Genomic DNA, 18503 nt, shown 5'->3' with positions numbered 1-18503 from the left:
CGTTGTGAGCTGTTAGGGAGGGCGGCATCATATCATTCGCCGCGTAGCGATTACCCTTCGGATCCACGCAAACTGCGCGGAGTTTTGCGCCCCTTGGAAAAGCCGCTCGCGTTACCGTGACCCGGTGCACACCGGCCGCGAAGGCACCCGCCGACCATCGACGGTTTCCCGATGGCCTCTCGCCACCCACGCCGCTCGGAGCCCGCTTGAATCAAGACCGCGTCCAGTCCAGCCAGAGCGCCGCCGAGGCGACCCCGCCGGTCGGCCTGGACGTGCCCGAGGTACAGCACGGTCCGGCGGACTTTCAATGGCGCGTGCTCTCCCTGCTGAACGGCTTCCGTCTGCTCGTCGTGGTGCTGCTGCTGGCCCTGTTCTACCTGCCGACGGGGCCGCGGGCGGTCGGCAGCGCCGCCCCGCTCCTGTTCCTGATCACGATCCTGCTCTACCTGATCCTCGCCGTAGGTTCGGTCTACCTGATCGCACGGCGTGAGCCAGCGCCGTCCCTGCAGGTCTACGTCCAGGTGCTCGGCGACATCCTGGCCATCGCCACCCTGGTGTACGCCAGCGGCGGGATCGCCTCGGGCCTGGGTAACCTGCTGGTGGTGCCGATCGGCGGTGCCTCGCTCCTGATGCAGCGGCGACAGGTGGGCGTGCTGCCCGCGGTGGCGGCGATCGCGCTGCTCACCGAGTACGGCATCGCCACCCTGAGCGGCCCCTCGGGCGCGGCCAACTCCATGTCGACGGGATTGCTAGGTGCCACCCTGTTCGTGGTGGCTTTGGCGGCCCAACCCCTGGCGACGCGCCTTCGCGAGAGCGAGGACCTCGCCCGTCGCCGCGGCGTGGACCTCGCCAACATGGCGGAGCTCAACGACTACGTGATCCAGCACCTGCGCGAGAGCCTGGTGGTGGTCGACTCCGCGGACCAGATCCGCCTCATCAACGGCGCCGCGATGCAGTCCCTGGAAGTGGAGGGACCGGCCGTCGGCCGCCGCTTGGCCGACTTCTCCCCGCGCCTGCAGACTGTGATCGATGCATGGCGTGAAGACCCAGCCCGACTGCGCTCGCAGCCGCCGATGCTGGCGAGCCCAGACGGCGGGGCGATGTTGTTGCCCCAGATCGCTGAACTCGGTCGCGATCGCCCGTCCGCCCTGCTCATCTTCCTCGAAGACCAGAGCTTGATCGCCGAGCGGGCCCAGCAGTCCAAGCTGGCGGCCCTCGGTCGGCTCAGCGCCAGCATCGCCCATGAGATCCGCAACCCCGTGGGCGCGATGAGCCACGCCGCGCAGTTGCTGGGTGAATCGCCCTCGCTAACCTCGGGCGATCAGCGACTCACGGACATCATTCACCAGAACGCCAAACGCATCAGCTCCATCGTGGACAATGTGCTGCAGTTGTCTCGCCCACGCCATGAGTTGGCGCAGGTGCAGCGCTTCGCCTTGGCGGATTGGGTTGACGGCTTCGCCGCCGAGTACGCCGCGTCACACCAACTGCACGAAGGGGCGGTGTGCACCCTGCACAACGCCGGCGCCATCGACGTGCGCATGGACCCCACCCACCTGCACCAGGTGACCTGGAATCTGTGCGACAACGCCCTCAAGTACGGCGCTCCCAACGCCGATGGGGTCGGCATCCACCTGCGCACGGGACGCGTGTCGAGCAGCCGCCGGCCGTTCCTGGAAGTCATCGACTACGGCCCTGGGGTCGAGCAGAATGCGGTGGAGCGTATGTTTGAACCGTTCTTCACCAGCCACCACGGGGGCACAGGCTTGGGCCTGTTCATCGCTCGCCAGCTCTGCGAGGGCAGCGGCGGCGCGCTCGCCTATACGCCCCTCCAAGGCTGTGGCGCGGTCTTCCGCGTGACCTTCGCGGATCCGGATCGCTGGCTACAGGAAGGTCCCTATGGGCGCACCTAGCCGCAGCCGCAGACCCAGAGCGCTGGTGGTCGACGATGAGCCCGACATCTGCGAGCTCATCGCCCTCACGCTCGAGCGCCTGGATGTGGATACCCGCGTTGCCGGCGACCTCGCGAGCGCCGCCCAGGCCCTGAAGCAGATGAGCTTCGAACTCTGCCTGACCGACCTGCGCCTGCCCGACGGCAGCGGCCTCGAGCTGGTCGAGCGCATCGCCATGCATCACGAAGACCTGCCGGTCGCGGTGATCACCGCTCACGGCGATGTGGAGTCTGCGGTCAACGCCCTCAAGCTCGGCGCCTTCGACTTCGTCTCCAAGCCGGTGGAGTTGGATGAGCTTCGTCGACTGGTCAACACCGCCCTGCGCGTATCCCCAGGCAGTGACCAGCAGCGACCGGCAACCAAGCTCCTCGGCAAGTCCGAACCGATGCTAGACCTGCAGCGGATGATCGCGCGGGTGGCCAAGGTGCAAGCGCCCATACACATCTACGGTGAGGCCGGCGTGGGCAAGGAACTGGTGGCCCGCCTCATTCACGAGAGTGGTCCGCGGGCCGATCAGCCGTTCATTCCGGTCAACTGCGGCGCCATCCCGAGCGAGCTCATGGAGAGTGAGTTCTTCGGTCACAAGAAGGGCAGCTTCACGAGCGCGACCAGCGACAAGCTGGGCCTCTTCCAAACCGCGCAGGGCGGCACCCTGTTCCTCGATGAGATCGCCGACCTCCCGCTGCACATGCAGGTGAAGCTCCTGCGCGTCATCGCCAGCAAGGCGGTGCGGCCGATCGGCGACTCGCGTGAGGAACCCGTTGACGTGCGCATCATCAGTGCGACGAATCGGGAACTATCGGGTTTGGTCGCCGACGGCAAGTTCCGCGAAGATCTCTATTACCGCATCAACGTGATCGAGCTGCGCGTGCCGCCCCTGCGCGACCGCGGCGAAGACGTGCTACTGCTCACCCAGCACGTGCTGTCGCGCCTGGCGCGGGAGAGCGCCATGCGTTCCCCCGACATGACCGTGGACGCGCGCACGGCGCTCCTGAACTATCCCTTCCCGGGCAACGTACGTGAGCTCGAGAACATCCTCGAACGCGCCCTCACCCTGTCCTCGGGCAACGAGATCGATGCCGACGACCTGCAACTGCGGGTGGAAACGCCGAGCGGCGGAGACCTGGAAGCGCGCCTGCGTGAGGTGGCCATCAGCACCATCCAGGAGGCCCTGCAGCGCACGGGCGGCAACAAGACGCGAGCCGCGCAGGCCCTAGGACTCACCCTGCGCCAACTGAGCTATCGCATGAAGACGCTGGGGCTCGGTGACAACAGTTAACGCAGGTGGCGAGGCCATACGACGTCGCCTATCGCTAGCTGTCGTCGGGAAGCGTCCCGTTATTTGACCGAATCAAGTTCCGTTACCATATGAGCCAAGCTTTAGCTGACGATTTTTGTCAGTGGACGACGTAGAGCGTCAGCGAAAGCCTCCTATGGCGGCGCTCTCGGGCGCACCTAGGCACCCAGCAGCCAACCCTAAATCCATACAGAACAAACAGTTACGTATGGACGCCGGTTTTCTGGCATGCCTATTGCTACTTGTTCACCGGGCGGCGATGCCGCTTAAGCGCTAACAACGCACTTTGTGCTGCACACACAAACTGGAGACATCCATGCAGAACGTCCAGAAGGGTTTTACCCTCATCGAGCTGATGATCGTGGTTGCGATCATCGGTATCCTCGCCGCCATCGCTATTCCGGCTTACCAGGATTACACCCAGCGCGCTCAGGTCGGTGAAGCTTTCACCATCGTGACCGGCGCCAAGACCGCGATCGCCGAGTTCCGTCAGACCACCGGTGCTTACCCGTCTTCTGACGACATCACTGCCCTGACCCTCGACCTCACCTCCCCGGCTGGCCAGTACGTTGACACGTTGACCGTGGCCGCTGACACCGGCGTGATCACGGTGACGATGGCCGCCAACAACGTGGGGGCCGACGTCCGCGGGGGCGTGATTGAGTTCACCCCTCCCGCGCCGGAGGTTCTCGCTGCAGGTCAGGCCTTCACCTGGACGTGCGCAACTGGGACGCCGGAAATCGCCAACAAGTACCTGCCGCGTAGCTGCCAGGCTGTGGCCGGCGGCTCCTAAGCCTCCTGTCCGTCTCGCGGCGGCCCGAGCCCACGCGGCTCGGGCACGCCCCTCAAAATGCCCCTCTCCGGAGGGGCATTTTGTTTCCCGAACTGTAAAGACGCTGGCCTACCCGCCGAAACTCAGTAGACTTTGGACTGACCAAAGCGGCCCCAGGTGCACTCCGCGACGATGCGGATCTGACCTGGAGTGACCGTCACCGCCCAGCGGTGAGCAAGAAGAATAAGAATCGGTTGGGGATGGATCCCATGGGTACCCAGGTGTTTGCGCCCAAAATGAGCCGCATACGCGGCTTCACGCTCATCGAGCTGATGATCGTGGTCGCCGTGATCGGCCTGCTGGCGAGTATCGCCATCACCCAGTATGCGAACTTCGTGACCCGCGCCAAGCTGGCGGACGTGGTGCAGCTGGCGCGCCGCGACGTCGATCTGCTCAGGGAGTGGTTTCACATTAATGGCGAGATCCCCGCAAATCCTGCGGATGCCGGTATCAACCTGTCTGCCTCCAAAAGCCAGTACCTCGGCGCCGACACCACCCTGGAGTGGACCGGAACCGAGGCCATCATGGTCTTCACCGTCGACCTTGGCGGGAAGGCGGAAGGCGACCTCACCTTCACCGGTGAACCCCTGGGCAGCGATCTCGCCTTCAGCTGCTCGAGCAGCGCCCTGCCGCCCGCAGTGCTCCCCGCCCACTGCCGCTGAGCCGCATTCGCCCCGGTTCGAGGGTCGGCGTCACTTGACATAGGTCGCTCTCCCTTACTAAGTAGCGCGAGTTGCCGATAAAGGTCACAGGATGCCCTCGCACGCTGCGCTAAACTGCTCGTCGCGTGTGTCGTGGGCGTTCGGCCCACGGCCCTTTGGTCTTCAGGAGCGATAGAGCTTGGCAGTCTCCAGTGCAAACACCGCCGGTATGGGCGGCCTTCCGCGACGTCTCCTGCAGGATGGGATCGTCGAGGAGGCGACGCTCGCCGAAGCCGTGCAGACGGCCAAGGAGAAGGGCAAGACGCTGGTCGGCTACCTCGTCGAGCACCAGCTCGCCGACCCCCGGGACCTGGCCATCGCCGCCTCCAGCGAGTTCGGTGTGCCCCTGCTGGATCTGGACGCCATGGAGGTGGATATCCAGACGGTACAGCAGGTTCCGGAAAATCTGCTGACCAAGCACCGGGTGTTGCCGCTGCTCAAGCGGGGCGCCAAGCGGCTGTTCGTCGGCATCTCCGACCCCACCAACCTCACGGCGATTGACGAAATCAAGTTCGCTGCCGCGTGCAGCGTCGAAGCCGTCGTGGTGGAGGACGACAAGCTCCAGGAGCACCTCAGCCGCGCCCTGGAAGCCGCCGACTCCAGCAGCATCCTGCCCTCGGGCGACGATGACCTGGACCTCGACAACCTCGAGGTCGACAGCGTCGATGAGGAGCCGAACGACGATGTCGGGCGCGACGACATCGAAGATGCCCCCATCGTCCGCTTCGTTAACAAAATTTTGCTCGACGCCATCCAGAAGGGCGCGTCGGACGTGCACTTCGAGCCCTACGAGAAGATCTTCCGTGTGCGCACGCGCCTGGACGGCGTTCTCAAGCAGGTGGCCACACCGCCGGTGCAGCTCGCCGGCAAGGTCTCCGCGCGCCTGAAAGTCATGTCCCGCCTGGATATCGCCGAGCGTCGCGTGCCGCAGGACGGCCGCATCAAGATGCGCCTGTCCAAGACGCGTGCCATCGACTTCCGCGTCAACACCTGCCCGACCCTCTTCGGCGAGAAGATCGTGCTTCGTATCCTCGATCCCTCGAGCGCCAAGCTCGGGATCGAGATGCTGGGCTATGAGGATTACCAGCGCGAGCTGTACGAGGACGCCCTGTCCAAACCCTACGGCATGATCCTGGTCACGGGCCCGACCGGTAGCGGTAAGACCGTTTCGCTCTACACGGGTCTCAACATCCTAAACACGGAAGATCGCAACATCTCCACCGCCGAGGATCCGGCGGAAATCAACCTCCCCGGCATCAATCAGGTCAACGTCAACCCGAAGGTTGGCCTGACCTTCGCCTCAGCGCTCAAGGCCTTCCTGCGTCAGGATCCCGACATCATCATGGTGGGTGAGATTCGTGACCTGGAAACGGCGGAGATCGCCATCAAGGCCGCCCAAACGGGCCACTTGGTGCTGTCGACGTTGCACACCAACGACGCACCGAAGACACTGACCCGCATGGTGGACATGGGAGTAAAACCCTACGCCATTGCGAGCTCCGTCACGCTGATCATCGCCCAGCGCCTCGCTCGACGCCTGTGCGAGCACTGCAAGGCGCAGATCGACATCCCCCGCGAGGCGCTCCTCAAGGAAGGCTTCACGGAGGCCGATCTGGACTCCCCGAACTTCACCATTTACAAGCCCGTCGGCTGCAAGAAATGCTCGGACGGCTACAAAGGGCGCGTGGGCATCTACCAGGTGATGCCAGTTAGCGAAACTATTGGGCGAATCATCATGGAAGGCGGTAACGCCATGCAGATCGCCGATCAGGCTGCCACGGAAGGCGTGGCTGACCTGCGCCGCGCCGGCCTTAACAAAGCGATGGCGGGCATTACCAGCCTCGAAGAGATCAACCGCGTCACCGTCGACTGACCGAACGGGCCCCGGAGCCCTTAAGCCAACTCACTCGCGAGAGCAACGTACACATGGCTGAGACCGCTACCGTCAAGCAGATCCCCTTCCTGTGGGAGGGCAAGGATCGCCGTGGCAACCGCGTCAAGGGCAAGACCATTGCCGCCAGCGAGACCGCTGTGCGCTCGGAACTGCGCCGCCAAGGCGTACTGCCGTCGAGAATCCGCAAGCAGCGCAAGCCCATGTCCGAGGGCAGCATCACGACCACGGACATCGCACTATTCTCACGCCAGCTGGCCACGATGATGACCTCGGGCGTACCGCTGGTGCAGGCCTTCGAGATCATCGGCAACGGCCACGAAAAGCCGGCGATGCAGAAGCTCGTGCTCGCGATCAAGGCCAGCGTCGAGGGTGGCACGAGCCTGGCCGAATCCCTGGCCAAGCACCCCCTGTACTTCGACGATCTGTTCGTGAACCTCGTAGAGGCTGGCGAACAAGCCGGCGCCCTCGAGACCCTGCTCGACAAGATCGCCACGTACAAGGAAAAGACCGAGGCGATCAAAAAGAAGATTCAGAAGGCGCTCTTCTACCCGATGGCGGTGATGGTCGTCGCCCTCGTGGTGACCGCGATCCTGCTGATCTTCGTCATTCCTCAGTTCGAGAACATGTTCAAGGGCTTTGGCGCCGACCTACCCACCTTCACGAAGTTCGTGATCAGCGCCTCGGAGTTCGTCCGTGGTCCGGGTGGCTTCGGCATGGCGGTCGGCGGTGCCGCCGGCATTTGGGGATTTCTGTTCGCGAAGAAGCGCTCCAAGCGCCTTCGCGTGGCGCTGGACGTGATCGCCCTGCGCATGCCGATCTTCGGCTCCATCCTGCGCAAGGCCTCCATCGCGCGTTTCGCTCGCACCCTGTCGACCATGTTCAGCGCCGGTGTGCCCCTGGTCGAAGCGCTCGAGTCGGTGGCCGGGGCCTCGGGTAACCACGTCTACGAAACCGCGATCCTGCGCATGCGGGACGAGGTCGCGACCGGCCAGCGCCTGTACCGCTCCATGGAGTCGACGGAACTGTTCCCGAACATGGTGGTACAAATGATCGCGATCGGTGAGGAGTCCGGCTCCATCGATCAGATGTCGGCCAAGGTCGCAGACTTCTACGAGGAAGATGTGGACAACGCAGTCGATAGCCTCTCGAGCCTCCTCGAACCCCTGATCATGGCGGTCCTGGGCGTGCTGGTCGGCGGCCTGGTGGTGGCCATGTACCTGCCGATCTTCAAGATGGCATCGGTGGTCAGCTAATGCGCACCATCGCTGACCGCTCGATCACCCGATCCCGGCGGTGAGCGCACTGATCGACGCGCTCGCTGCCCACCCAGCCCTGCTCGTCAGCACGATCGCCCTGCTCGGCCTGTTGGTCGGCAGCTTCCTGAACGTGGTGATCCACCGCCTGCCGCGCATGATGGAGGCTGACTGGCGCCAGCAATGCGCTGAGCTCACCGGCCAAGAGGCAAGCACGGAGCCTACCGCGCCCTACAACCTGGTGGTGCCGCGCTCCGCCTGCCCGGCCTGCGGCCATCAGATCACCGCCCTCGAGAACATCCCGATCATCTCCTGGCTGATGCTTCGAGGGCGCTGCTCGGCGTGCAACACACCCATCTCGGCGCGCTATCCACTGGTGGAGCTGGCGACGGCGGTGCTCAGTGCCCTGGTGGCGGTACGTTTCGGCGCCTCCGCCGAAATGCTGCTCGCCCTCGCGATCACCTGGGCGCTACTGGCGTTGGCGCTGATCGACTTCGATACGACCTACCTGCCGGACAGTATCACCCAGCCCCTCCTGTGGGCGGCGCTGCTCACCAGCCTCTGGGGCGGCGGGGAGCTGACCCGAGAAGCCCTCGCCCTCAGCCCCTCCTCCGCCATCACGGGGGCGATCGCAGGCTACCTCAGCCTCTGGTCCGTCTACATGGGGTTCAAGCTGCTCACCGGAAAGGAGGGCATGGGCTTTGGTGACTTCAAGCTATTAGCAGCCTTGGGTGCCTGGCTCGGCTGGCTCGCCCTGCCGCTGATCGTCCTGCTCTCCGCCGTGGTGGGTGCAACCGTCGGCATCGCCCTCATCGCGAGTGGCAAGCTCTCACGAGACAAGCCGATGCCCTTCGGGCCATTCCTGGCTGCCGCTGGCTGGCTCGCCATGCTCTACGGCGAGCAGCTGACCGCCTTCTACCTGCGCTGAGTCTGCACGAGGCGCACGGATGACGCCGCAAGACGACACTGCCGCCCCCGCGCTGAAGGTAGGTATCACTGGCGGCATCGCCAGCGGCAAGACGGCGGTCAGCGATCGCTTCGCCAAGCTCGGCGTGCCCGTGATCGACACGGACCTGCTCGCACGGGAAGTGGTGGAGCCGAACACCGAGGGCCTACGCCAGGTCGTCGAGGCCTTCGGCGAGGCGATCCTGCGCGCTGACGGCGCCCTCGATCGACCGGCCCTGCGCGACCTCGTGTTCGCTGACGAAGCTGCTCGGCGCCGCCTGGAGGGAATCCTGCACCCGCTGATCTGGCAGGCGGCAGCCGCGCGCATCCAAGCCGTGCGAACACCCTACTGCGTGGTGGTCATTCCCCTGCTCGCCGAGGGCGGGGCGCGCAAGCGCGTCGATCGGGTACTGTTGGTGGACTGCGATCCCGCCACCCAGCTCGAGCGCCTCATGCGCCGCGATGGTGCGACGGAGGCCGCGGCACGGCGCATCCTGGCCGCCCAAGCGACCCGAGAGGCGCGCTTAGCCATCGCCGACGACGTCATTGTGAACGACGGCGACCTGCCGTATCTGGATATGGAAGTCGCGCGCCTGCACGAGCGCTACTCGGCGCTCGCCCGAGCGCACGGACGGTGAACCACGCACGACGCTTTATTGCCGTGCCGCACGACGTGGAGTACAAATAGCCCATGTCACACGCTGCAACGCATCTTTCCGGTCTCGACGAGGCCAGTGAGAGCGTGACCTACGAGCTACCGCTCACCGAGCGCATGCGGACGTTCCTGCGCCTTGACTACCTGTTCCGCCAGACCCGCTTTTTTGCGCGAGGCGAGGACGCGTGGCACAGCCGCAGTGCGATCGGGGCGCTGCTAGAAACGCTCGCCATCCTGAACCGAGGCGACAGCCGCAGCGACGTGCTCAAGGAACTCGATCGGCAAGCCCAGAAGCTCGAGAGCTTCCGCGCCTTTCCCGGGGTGGACGATGCGCGCCTGCGCACGCTCCTGGAGCGCGTCCAGCGCTGCGCCACATTGCTCGGCGAGGCGGGCGATCGCTTCCTGAGTGAATTGCGGGCCAACGAATTTCTGAGTGCGATCAACATGCGCAGCGCCATCCCTGGCGGTACCTGCGAGTTCGACCTGCCGGACTTCAAACACTGGTCCTCGCGCCCCTACGATGAGCGCAGCGGCGACCTCAACCACTGGCTGACCCACTTGAGACCCCTGGAAGAGGCGATCAAGGAGGTGGTCTGGCTCACCCGCGAAGGCGCCGACGCCAGCCCGCGCACGGCGAACGGTGGCCTGTACGAGCAACCCCTGGAGAAGGGAACCACGGTGCAGCTGGTGCGCGTCGGCTTACCTCCCGATAGCGTGCGCTACCCCGAGATCAGCGGCAGCCAGCACCGCTTCACCGTGCGCTTCCGCGAATGGCGGGGCATGACCCATCGAGCGGAGATGGTGACGGACGACGTCGACTTCCTGCTCGCCTGTTGCTGAGCCGGCACGCCATGGCACCCACCCTGGTCAGCTGCCCGACCTGCGAGAACCAAGTGGAGTGGAGCGACGGCTCTCCCTATCGCCCCTTTTGCAGCCGTCGCTGCAAGCTCATCGACCTCGGCGAGTGGTTCGAGGAGAACCATCGCATCGCCGGCGATCCGGCCCTGGATGAGGACGGGGTGCCGCTCCCGCCCACCCAAGGTCCCCACGGCGACTGAGCAGCGCCCTTAGGCGGTCGTCTCCGCCAAGCCGCGTATCCCCGCCACCCCTTGCGCACCGGCCTCCCAGGCGGTGCTGAGCAGCGCCTCGTGCATCCCGCCGATGGCGAAAACGGGCAGCGGCAGGTCGATCAACCACTCGGCGAAGCGCGCCCATCCCAGCGGCTCGGCCTCCGGGTGACTGGGTGTGGGCAAAACGGGGCCGAGCACCGCGGCGTCCGCCCCGTGGGCGGCGGCGGTGGCGAGCTCGTCAGGGTCGTGGCAGGAGCACATCAGCCGCCATCCGCGCTCGTCCGCGAGCCCACGCAGCCGGGGCAGCTGGCCCAGGAAACGGGCGGGCAGGTGAAGGCCGGCCAGGGCGCCATGAGCCTCAGCTAACGGAACCGTTTGTGCCGGGTCACCGCCGAGCAGCCACGATGGGGTCACCTCACCCGCTCGCGCGCGTTCGCCGAGCGCCTGCTCGAAGGCGGCGCACAGACTACCCAGCGCGGCCGAGTCGGCGTGGGGCTGTCGCAGTTGCACCAGGCGAATACCGGCGTCGGCAGCCCGGTGCAGAAAGGTACCCACCTCCTGCGCAGACAGTTGCGGCGGCGTGATCAGGTACCGGGCCGGAAGCCCCATAGCGGTGACGATCGGGCCGTCCGCCTCCAGCAGATCGAGGGTGGCGAAGGCGGCCTCATCGGCCAAGTCCACCCAACGCAACGATTGACCTTCCCGCGATTGGGGCTGGCCCGCATGGAGCGCTTCGCGCGCGTGCAGGATGACGCGGCGTTCGGGGTAGTCGTGGGCCAGTTGCAGCAGGGGGCGGCTGGATAAGGTGCGCACGCCCAACTCTTCGTCGAGCTCACGGGCCAGCGCCCCGTGGAGCGACTCGCCGGCCTGCACCTTGCCGCCGGGGAGCTCCCACTTTCCCGCCATTTCCTTGCCGGCGGGACGCTCGGCCAGCAGCACCCTGCCCTCACCGTCGCGTAGGACGGCGGCGACCACCGTAATGGTACTGCGCGCCGCGCTCACCGCCCGAGCGAGCGCAGCGTGGAGGGACGTCGCCTGCCCTTAGGAGAGCTTGCCATGGCACTGCTTGAACTTCTTGCCCGACCCGCACGGGCAGGGCTCGTTGCGTCCCACCTTGCGCTCGGACCGCATCACGGGCGAAGCCGCAGCCGCCGCAGGCGCGGGGCCGCCGCCGCCACCGGCAGCGCGCGCGGGCGACGGTGCCTGACCGGGGGCCGCAGGGCCGGTGCCGGGCGCCGCCTCCTGGGCGGCACGGGCCTGGGCGAGTTGGGCCTTCGCGGCCGCCTCGCGCTGGCGCTCGAGAGTCTGGGGATCGGCCTCGGTGCGCAGCTCGAACATGCACAAGCGCTTGGTGACCTCGGTCTTCACCCGCTCGAGCATGTCCGAGAACATCTCGAAGGCCTCGCGCTTGTACTCCTGCTTCGGGTTCTTCTGCGCGTAGCTGCGAAGGCCGATACCCTGGCGCAGGTAGTCCATCGCCGCGAGGTGTTCCTTCCAGTACTGATCGAGGATGCCGAGCATCACGGTCGCCTCGACCCGGCGCACGATCTCCGCCCCGTAGCGTTCCACCTTCTCGGCGTAACGATCGTCGAGGGACTGGAGGATCTTCGCGCGCAGGCCGTCCTCGTTGAGGTCGTCGTCCGTATCGAGCCATTGCTGGAGCTCGAGCTTGGCGCCGAAATCGCTTTCGAGCATGTGCGCGAGACCGCTGATGTCCCACTGCTCTTCCACACTGCCTCGCGGAATGAAGTTGTCGATCTCCCGATTGACGACCTCCTCGCGAATGCCGTGAACCGCGTCCTCGATCTCCTCGGCACTCATCAACTCGCCGCGCTGGCTGTACACGACCTTACGCTGCTCGTTGGCAACGTCGTCGTACTCGAGCAGCGCCTTACGCATGTCGAAGTTGTGCGCTTCCACCTTGCGCTGGGCTCGCTCGATCTGCCCGCTCAGCATCTTCGATTCGATCGCCTCGCCCGGCTTCATGCCGACGGTCTTCAGCAAGCCCTGCGTACGCTCAGGGTTACCGAATATTCTCATCAGGCTATCTTCCATAGACAGGAAGAAGCGGCTCGAGCCCGGGTCGCCCTGACGCCCCGAACGGCCACGTAGCTGATTGTCGATACGGCGAGACTCGTGGCGCTCCGTCCCGATGATGTGCAGGCCGCCCGCCTCGAGCACCTTGCTGTGGCGCCCTTCCCAGTCCTTCTTCGCCGCCTCGCGTGCCTGGGCGTCGTCCTCGGCGATCTCGCTGAGTTCCGAATCGAGATTGCCACCCAACACGATGTCGGTACCGCGACCGGCCATGTTGGTGGCGATGGTGATCGCGCCAGGGCGACCGGCCTGAGCCACGATCGTCGCCTCGCGCTCGTGCTGCTTGGCGTTCAGCACTTCGTGGGGAATCTTCTCCTTGCGCAGTACTGCAGCAAGACGCTCGGAGTTGTCGATAGACGTGGTACCGACCAACACCGGTTGACCGCGCTCATGGCAGTCCTTGATGTCCTCAACGATCGAGATGAACTTATCTTCCTCGTTGAGGAAGACGAGATCCGCCTCGTCCTTGCGTACCATGTCGCGGTTGGTCGGGATCACGGCCACTTCCAGGCCGTAGATCTGCTGGAACTCGAAGGCTTCCGTGTCCGCCGTCCCGGTCATGCCCGAGAGCTTGTCGTACATGCGGAAGTAGTTCTGGAAGGTGATGGACGCGAGGGTCTGGTTTTCCTGGTTGACCCGCAGGCCTTCCTTCGCCTCGATCGCCTGGTGCAAGCCATCGCCCCAGCGACGACCCGGCATCGTGCGTCCGGTGAACTCGTCGACGATCACCACCTGACCGTCCTTGACGATGTACTCCACGTCGCGCTGGTAGATGGAGTGGGCGCGCAGGCCCGCGGTGAGGTGGTGGAGCAGCCCGATGTTCGCCGGCGCGTACAGGCTCTCCCCCGCATCGAGCAGCTTGGCCTGGACCAGCAGCTCCTCCACCTTGACCAAGCCGTCCTCGGAGAGGTGCACCTGCTTGGCCTTCTCGTCGACCCAGAAGTCGCCTTCGCCTTCCTCGTCCGCCTGACGCTTCAGGCGCGGCACGAGACCGTTGACGCGTGCGTACAGCTCCGTGCCGCCATCGGCAGGGCCGGAGATGATCAGAGGCGTACGCGCCTCATCGATAAGGATCGAGTCCACCTCGTCGACGATCGAGAAGGCCAGGTCGCGCTGCACCTTGTCCTCGATGCGGAAGGCCAGATTGTCGCGCAGGTAGTCGAAACCGAATTCGTTGTTGGTGCCGTAGGTGATGTCGGCCGAGTAGGCCTCACGCTTGGCGACGGGGTCCTGGCCTGAACGGATGGCGGACACTTCCAACCCCAGGAAGCGATAGATCGGGCCCATCCACTCGGCGTCACGGCCGGCCAGGTATTCGTTGACGGTGACGACGTGCACGCCCTTGCCCGGCAAGGCGTTGAGGTAGGCGGCCAAGGTGGCGACCAGGGTCTTACCCTCACCGGTGCGCATCTCGGCGATCTTGCCCTCGTGCAAGGTCATGCCGCCGATCAGCTGCACATCGTAGTGGCGCAGGCCGAGCGTGCGCCGAGCCGCCTCGCGCACGGCAGCGAAGGCCTCGGGAATCAGCGAGTCGAGCTCCGCACCGCCCTCCAGGCGCTCGCGGAACTCCTCCGTCTTGGCGCGCAGGCGCTCATCTGTCATCTGCTCGAATTCGGACTCGAGCGCGTTGGTCTTCTTGACCACTTTGCCATAGCGCTTGAGCAGGCGTTGGTTGGCGCTACCGAAGACGCTGGTGAGAATATTTGCCATGATTCCAGAGACTTAACAGTTGACGCGACGCGTCCACGGCCACCGCCGCAGGCATCGCGTGCGTGTACATATCGGAGTGTTCAACGGCGGCGTGCCGGTGCGCGGGCGCCGTGATCGGCTGGCGAGTGTAGCGCAGTCCCGAGGACACCGCCGCTCGCCAGTACCGGCTACAGCGGGTCTGGGGGCGAACGGGGGCTATTTCAAGGTTGGCGGGAAGGCGCTGGCCTAGCGGGCGCCGGCCTTCACGAAGGAGATGGGGTTGACCGTGCGACCGTTGCGCAGGACCTCGAAATGCAGGTTGGGGCCGGTGGCCCGTCCCGTCGAGCCCATCTTCGCGATCACCTGGCCCTTGGTTACCCGGTCACCGACGGCCACCAGGTTGTCGCTGTTGTGCGCGTAGCGCGTGACCAGGCCGTTGCCGTGGGTGAGCTCCACCAGGTAGCCGTAGCCGTAGCGGCGGGCGGACCAGGTGACGACGCCGTCGGCGACCGCCTTGATCGGCATACCCTCGGTGCCGGCGAAGTCGAGCCCTGCGTGCCAGGCGCGGGTGTTGTTGATCGGGTCCGTGCGGCGACCGTAAGCGGAGCTGATCCAGCCGCCCTCCACGGGCCAACCAGCGGGCTCGACACGCTGCGCCACCGTGCGCGTCAGCAGCATGCTCTCCAGGGCCTGCAACTGGCGACGGCGATCGTCGAGTTGGCGCTCCAGAGTGAGGACTTCCGAGAACACCTCATCGCTGGTCACGATGGAGGTGAGGTAGTCGCCGTCGACGGCTTCCGGGCCACCCATGGCGGGGGCGGCGGCGAAGTTGAACTCACCGTCTTCGAGTTCTGCCATGGTGGTCAGGCGCTGCCCGAGGGCATCCAAACGGGTGACGTGTGCGGAGAGGGATCCGACCCGCGCCACCAGCGCTTCCATGTTGTTATCGAGGGACTGCTCGAGGGCGTCCAGGGCCACTGTCTGGTAGGCGACCTGCGCCTCCAGCACGTCCACCTGGCGCTCCGCACGTACCTTAAGACCCCAGCCGACGCCGGCGCCGGCGGCGAACCCGGCGAGCCCGACGGCGACGGCGAAAATAGCGACGGCCGCGTACACCTGGGACGCGCTGATGCGCAGGCTGCGCACGCCATTGTTGCGATTGGCAAGGACAAGCAGGTTCATCTAGGCTCGCCTTTCATGTGTGTCATGCGATCTACCCTGACCGTTCGTGCGCGCGGAGCCGACCGTCCGTGAGCGCACCTCGTAAGCCGCGAATCCTCGGCAACCTACGCCCCCATTCCCCCTCCACGAAGGCCCCCCGAGCCCTCGGCGAAGTGTTCGCTGCTGCCCCCGAAACCTCGGCGCTGGCATCGCTCAAGGCGAAGGCCAAGCAGCAGGGACAGCTTCTGCACAGCGTTCGCGAATGCCTCGGTTCCCCGGTGGCCAGCGCCGTGCAAGCCGTTAGTTATAGCGAGGAAACGCTCACACTGGTACTGCAATCTTCAGCATGGGCCTCACAGCTGCGCTTATCCGCCCCCACGCTCGCCCCCAAATTGGGCATCGCCTGCGGAAAAACCGTCAAGCGTCTCCAGATACGTGTCAGGCCGGGCGCGACGCCTCCCGAGGCGCCAGCTTGAAGCCGCCAGAACCTTAAACCGCCGCGGCGCGCGCGAAGGCCGGCGGTGCTGCCGCCTCATCCTCGAAGCTGACCTCCTCCCAGGCGTCCGGCTGCTCCAACAGCGCTTGCATGAGGCAGCTGTTCAAGAAATGGCCGGACTTGTGGCCTCGGAAGGCGCCGATGGGGCTGCGACCCAAGAGGTAGAGATCGCCGATGGCGTCGAGGATCTTATGTTTGACGAACTCGTCTTCGTATCGCAGGCCGTCTTCATTCAGCACCCGATGCTCGTCGAGCACGATGGCGTTATCCATCGTCCCGCCCAGGGTGAGGTTGCGCTTGCGCAGCATCTCGATGTCGCGCATGAACCCGAAGGTGCGCGCGCGACTGATCTCACGCAGGTAGGAGCTGGTGGAGAAATCGATCGATGCTTTCTGTGAGCGGCGCTTGAAGGAGGGATGTTCGAAGCCGATCTCGAAGTCGACCCGGAAACCGTCGTAGGGCTCGAACTGCGCCCAACGATCCCCGTCCTCCACGCGCACCGTGCGCAGGATGCGAATGAATCGCTTCACCACCGACTGCTCGGTCACCCCCGCGGACTGCAGCAGGAAGACGAAGGGGCCTGCACTGCCGTCCATGATGGGGACTTCTTCATCGGTCAGGTCGACGTAGGCGTTGTCGATGCCGAGGCCGGCGAAGGCGGAGAGCAGATGTTCGACCGTGTAGACACTGGCATCGCCCAGGGTGAGCGTGGTGTTCAGGTCCGTTCGCGTGACGAACTCGGCGCGGGCCGGAATCTCCACCACCGGATCCAGATCGACGCGGCGAAACAGGATCCCCGTGTTCTCCGGCGCGGGACGCAAGGTCATGAGTACCTGCTTGCCGGAGTGTAAGCCTACACCGGTCGCGCGAATCGAGTTGTTGAGCGTACGTTGCCTGAGCATGAGACTCCCAGCCTTCGTCGTAAGGGCAGGTCGGGGCAGACGGGTCCGGTCACCATTGAACTAGACTCGCCAGCGCACGGAATGCTCCACCGCTCGGGGGCGGGAGCTCGACATCCGCGGGCGCTCGAGCGAGGCGCCTCAGCCAGCCTGAAAATTGTCGCGGAGCCTAGCACACGCCAACGCGGCGTCACAAGCTATTGATTCACCGTTAAATACCCTCTCATTCGGTGCCTTAACGGGGACTGAATGGTCCCCTCGCAACACCCTACGAACCGACAACTCGGGCACCCTCAATCGGCCTGTCGCCGCAGGAACGCCGGCACGTTGAGGGTATCTGGAAGTTCGCCACCGGCGCCGCCGCTTGCGCCACGTCGCGGTGACGCAACACCCGGAGCAGCGGCCGTCGAGACCTCTTCTTCATCGCGACCGCGATCGCGTCCGCGGTGTGCGGTCGGCTGGTCGTAGCGACCGTAGTCGATCTCGCCGCTCACCCGACGATGCACGGTGGTCAGCTTGGGCTGCTTGACCAGCTCGGGCGCTTGCGCGCGGCCGATGCCCGTGGCCACCACGGTGACACGGATCTTGTCCTCGAGATCCGGGTCGAAGGCCGTACCCACCACCACGGTGGCCTCGTCGGCAGCAATGTCCTTGACCGCATCACCCACCTCCTGGAATTCACCCAGGGCGAGGGAGTCGCTGGCCGTGGTGTTCACCAGGATGCCGTTGGCGCCAGCCAGATCGACATCCTCCAGCAGCGGGCTGGAGATGGCGGTCTCCGCGGCCTCGCGTGCGCGATGCTCGCCCGTGGCCTCACCGGTACCCATCATCGCCTGGCCAGTCTCGTGCATGACCGTGCGCACGTCGGCGAAGTCGACGTTAATCACGCCGGGCCGGGTGATCAGCTCGGCGATCCCCTGCACAGCGCCTTGCAGCACCTGATTCGCCGCAGCGAAGGCATCCTTTAGGCTGGTCTGAGCGCCGAGGACGGCGAGCAGCTTCTCGTTGGGCACCGTGATCAGCGAGTCGCAGTACTTACCGAGCTCCAGGATGCCCTGCTCGGCGATCCGCGTGCGCTTGGAACCCTCGAGGCCGAAGGGCTTGGTCACCACGGCCACGGTCAGCACGCCGAGTTCGCGCGCCACCTGCGCCACCACCGGTGCAGCCCCCGTGCCTGTTCCACCACCCATGCCGGCCGTGATGAACAGCATGTCACTGCCCTCGATCACGTCCTGCAGACGATCGCGATCCTCGAGGGCGGCCTCCTTGCCAGCGTCGGGGTTAGCCCCGGCACCCAGCCCCTTGGTGATGCTGGAGCCCACCTGGATCGTGGTCCGCGCGCTGTTGCCCTTGAGCGCCTGCGCATCGGTGTTGATGGAGATGAAGTCGACACCCTCGATGCCGCGCTCCACCATGTGATCGACCGCATTGCCGCCGCAGCCGCCCACGCCGATCACCTTGATTACTGCGCCATGGTTGACGCCATCTACTAACTCGAACATCGCTAGACCTCCTGGTCCTCTCTACCTGAGCGATCGCACCCTGCCCCAAGGGGCGTGTCGCTC

At 65.4% G+C, this 18503-nt stretch carries 15 protein-coding genes; 10 read left to right on the top strand and 5 right to left on the bottom strand.

The window, feature by feature from the left end; genetic code table 11:
* The first annotated feature begins 206 nt into the window (after window positions 1-206).
* From AAF184_07085 to yacG, 10 genes are all read left to right on the top strand, one after another.
* A complete protein-coding gene (locus AAF184_07085; protein MEO0422081.1) occupies window positions 207-1913 on the top strand; it encodes a HAMP domain-containing sensor histidine kinase in 1707 nt (568 codons plus the stop codon).
* A complete protein-coding gene (locus AAF184_07080) occupies window positions 1900-3231 on the top strand; it encodes a sigma-54 dependent transcriptional regulator (protein MEO0422080.1) in 1332 nt (443 codons plus the stop codon). Before AAF184_07085 ends, AAF184_07080 begins: the two co-directional genes overlap by 14 nt.
* 334 nt (window positions 3232-3565) lie before the next feature.
* On the top strand, window positions 3566-4042 hold the full coding sequence (locus tag AAF184_07075) for a pilin (protein MEO0422079.1): 477 nt from the start codon (window positions 3566-3568) through the stop codon (window positions 4040-4042).
* 275 nt (window positions 4043-4317) lie between these two features.
* A complete protein-coding gene (locus AAF184_07070; GenBank protein ID MEO0422078.1) occupies window positions 4318-4743 on the top strand; it encodes a prepilin-type N-terminal cleavage/methylation domain-containing protein in 426 nt (141 codons plus the stop codon).
* 208 nt (window positions 4744-4951) lie between these two features.
* Window positions 4952-6655 (top strand): type IV-A pilus assembly ATPase PilB, encoded by a 1704-nt coding sequence (pilB, locus tag AAF184_07065; protein MEO0422077.1) that lies wholly within the window; start codon window positions 4952-4954, stop codon window positions 6653-6655.
* Window positions 6656-6708: 53 nt separating this feature from the next.
* Window positions 6709-7929 carry a type II secretion system F family protein gene (locus AAF184_07060; GenBank protein ID MEO0422076.1) on the top strand — a complete coding sequence of 407 codons (1221 nt, stop codon included), beginning with the start codon at window positions 6709-6711 and terminating at the stop codon, window positions 7927-7929.
* Between the two features lie 40 nt (window positions 7930-7969).
* Entirely contained in the window at window positions 7970-8857 is an 888-nt protein-coding gene (locus AAF184_07055; protein MEO0422075.1) for an A24 family peptidase, read from the top strand.
* Between the two features lie 19 nt (window positions 8858-8876).
* Window positions 8877-9512, top strand: a complete 636-nt coding sequence (gene coaE / locus AAF184_07050) for a dephospho-CoA kinase (protein ID MEO0422074.1) — start codon at window positions 8877-8879, stop codon at window positions 9510-9512.
* Between the two features lie 53 nt (window positions 9513-9565).
* Window positions 9566-10369 carry a cell division protein ZapD gene (zapD, locus tag AAF184_07045; GenBank protein ID MEO0422073.1) on the top strand — a complete coding sequence of 268 codons (804 nt, stop codon included), beginning with the start codon at window positions 9566-9568 and terminating at the stop codon, window positions 10367-10369.
* A gap of 11 nt (window positions 10370-10380) precedes the next feature.
* Window positions 10381-10587, top strand: a complete 207-nt coding sequence (gene yacG, locus AAF184_07040) for a DNA gyrase inhibitor YacG (protein MEO0422072.1) — start codon at window positions 10381-10383, stop codon at window positions 10585-10587.
* A 9-nt stretch (window positions 10588-10596) separates the two neighbouring features.
* Here the strand turns inward: yacG and AAF184_07035 are convergent, their stop codons facing one another.
* The 5 genes from AAF184_07035 to ftsZ all read right to left on the bottom strand — a co-directional run bounded on the left by AAF184_07035 (window position 10597) and on the right by ftsZ (window position 18440).
* A complete protein-coding gene (locus tag AAF184_07035) occupies window positions 10597-11601 on the bottom strand; it encodes a Nudix family hydrolase (protein MEO0422071.1) in 1005 nt (334 codons plus the stop codon).
* Between the two features lie 39 nt (window positions 11602-11640).
* Window positions 11641-14406 (bottom strand): preprotein translocase subunit SecA, encoded by a 2766-nt coding sequence (gene secA / locus AAF184_07030; protein MEO0422070.1) that lies wholly within the window; start codon window positions 14404-14406, stop codon window positions 11641-11643.
* A gap of 222 nt (window positions 14407-14628) precedes the next feature.
* Window positions 14629-15564 (bottom strand): M23 family metallopeptidase, encoded by a 936-nt coding sequence (locus tag AAF184_07025; protein ID MEO0422069.1) that lies wholly within the window; start codon window positions 15562-15564, stop codon window positions 14629-14631.
* Window positions 15565-16032: 468 nt separating this feature from the next.
* Window positions 16033-16941: a UDP-3-O-acyl-N-acetylglucosamine deacetylase gene (gene lpxC / locus AAF184_07020; GenBank protein MEO0422068.1), complete on the bottom strand. Its 909-nt coding sequence runs from the start codon at window positions 16939-16941 to the stop codon at window positions 16033-16035.
* 290 nt (window positions 16942-17231) lie between these two features.
* Window positions 17232-18440 carry a cell division protein FtsZ gene (gene ftsZ / locus AAF184_07015; GenBank protein ID MEO0422067.1) on the bottom strand — a complete coding sequence of 403 codons (1209 nt, stop codon included), beginning with the start codon at window positions 18438-18440 and terminating at the stop codon, window positions 17232-17234.
* Window positions 18441-18503: the final 63 nt, after the last annotated feature.

The sequence above is a fragment of the Pseudomonadota bacterium genome, assembly GCA_039815145.1.
GTDB lineage: Bacteria > Pseudomonadota > Gammaproteobacteria > Steroidobacterales > JBCBZW01 > JBCBZW01.
Note: the sequence above shows the minus strand (reverse complement) of the source record. Positions and strands in the feature narration are given on the sequence as shown.

Coding starts and splice junctions, on each gene's coding strand:
- AAF184_07075 (MEO0422079.1), top strand. CDS start 3,566: ATGCAGAACGTCCAGAAGGGTTTTACCCTCATCGAGCTGATGATCGTG.
- coaE (MEO0422074.1), top strand. CDS start 8,877: ATGACGCCGCAAGACGACACTGCCGCCCCCGCGCTGAAGGTAGGTATC.
- AAF184_07070 (MEO0422078.1), top strand. CDS start 4,318: ATGAGCCGCATACGCGGCTTCACGCTCATCGAGCTGATGATCGTGGTC.
- AAF184_07060 (MEO0422076.1), top strand. CDS start 6,709: ATGGCTGAGACCGCTACCGTCAAGCAGATCCCCTTCCTGTGGGAGGGC.
- AAF184_07080 (MEO0422080.1), top strand. CDS start 1,900: ATGGGCGCACCTAGCCGCAGCCGCAGACCCAGAGCGCTGGTGGTCGAC.
- AAF184_07025 (MEO0422069.1), bottom strand. CDS start 15,564: ATGAACCTGCTTGTCCTTGCCAATCGCAACAATGGCGTGCGCAGCCTG.
- zapD (MEO0422073.1), top strand. CDS start 9,566: ATGTCACACGCTGCAACGCATCTTTCCGGTCTCGACGAGGCCAGTGAG.
- ftsZ (MEO0422067.1), bottom strand. CDS start 18,440: ATGTTCGAGTTAGTAGATGGCGTCAACCATGGCGCAGTAATCAAGGTG.
- pilB (MEO0422077.1), top strand. CDS start 4,952: ATGGGCGGCCTTCCGCGACGTCTCCTGCAGGATGGGATCGTCGAGGAG.
- lpxC (MEO0422068.1), bottom strand. CDS start 16,941: ATGCTCAGGCAACGTACGCTCAACAACTCGATTCGCGCGACCGGTGTA.
- yacG (MEO0422072.1), top strand. CDS start 10,381: ATGGCACCCACCCTGGTCAGCTGCCCGACCTGCGAGAACCAAGTGGAG.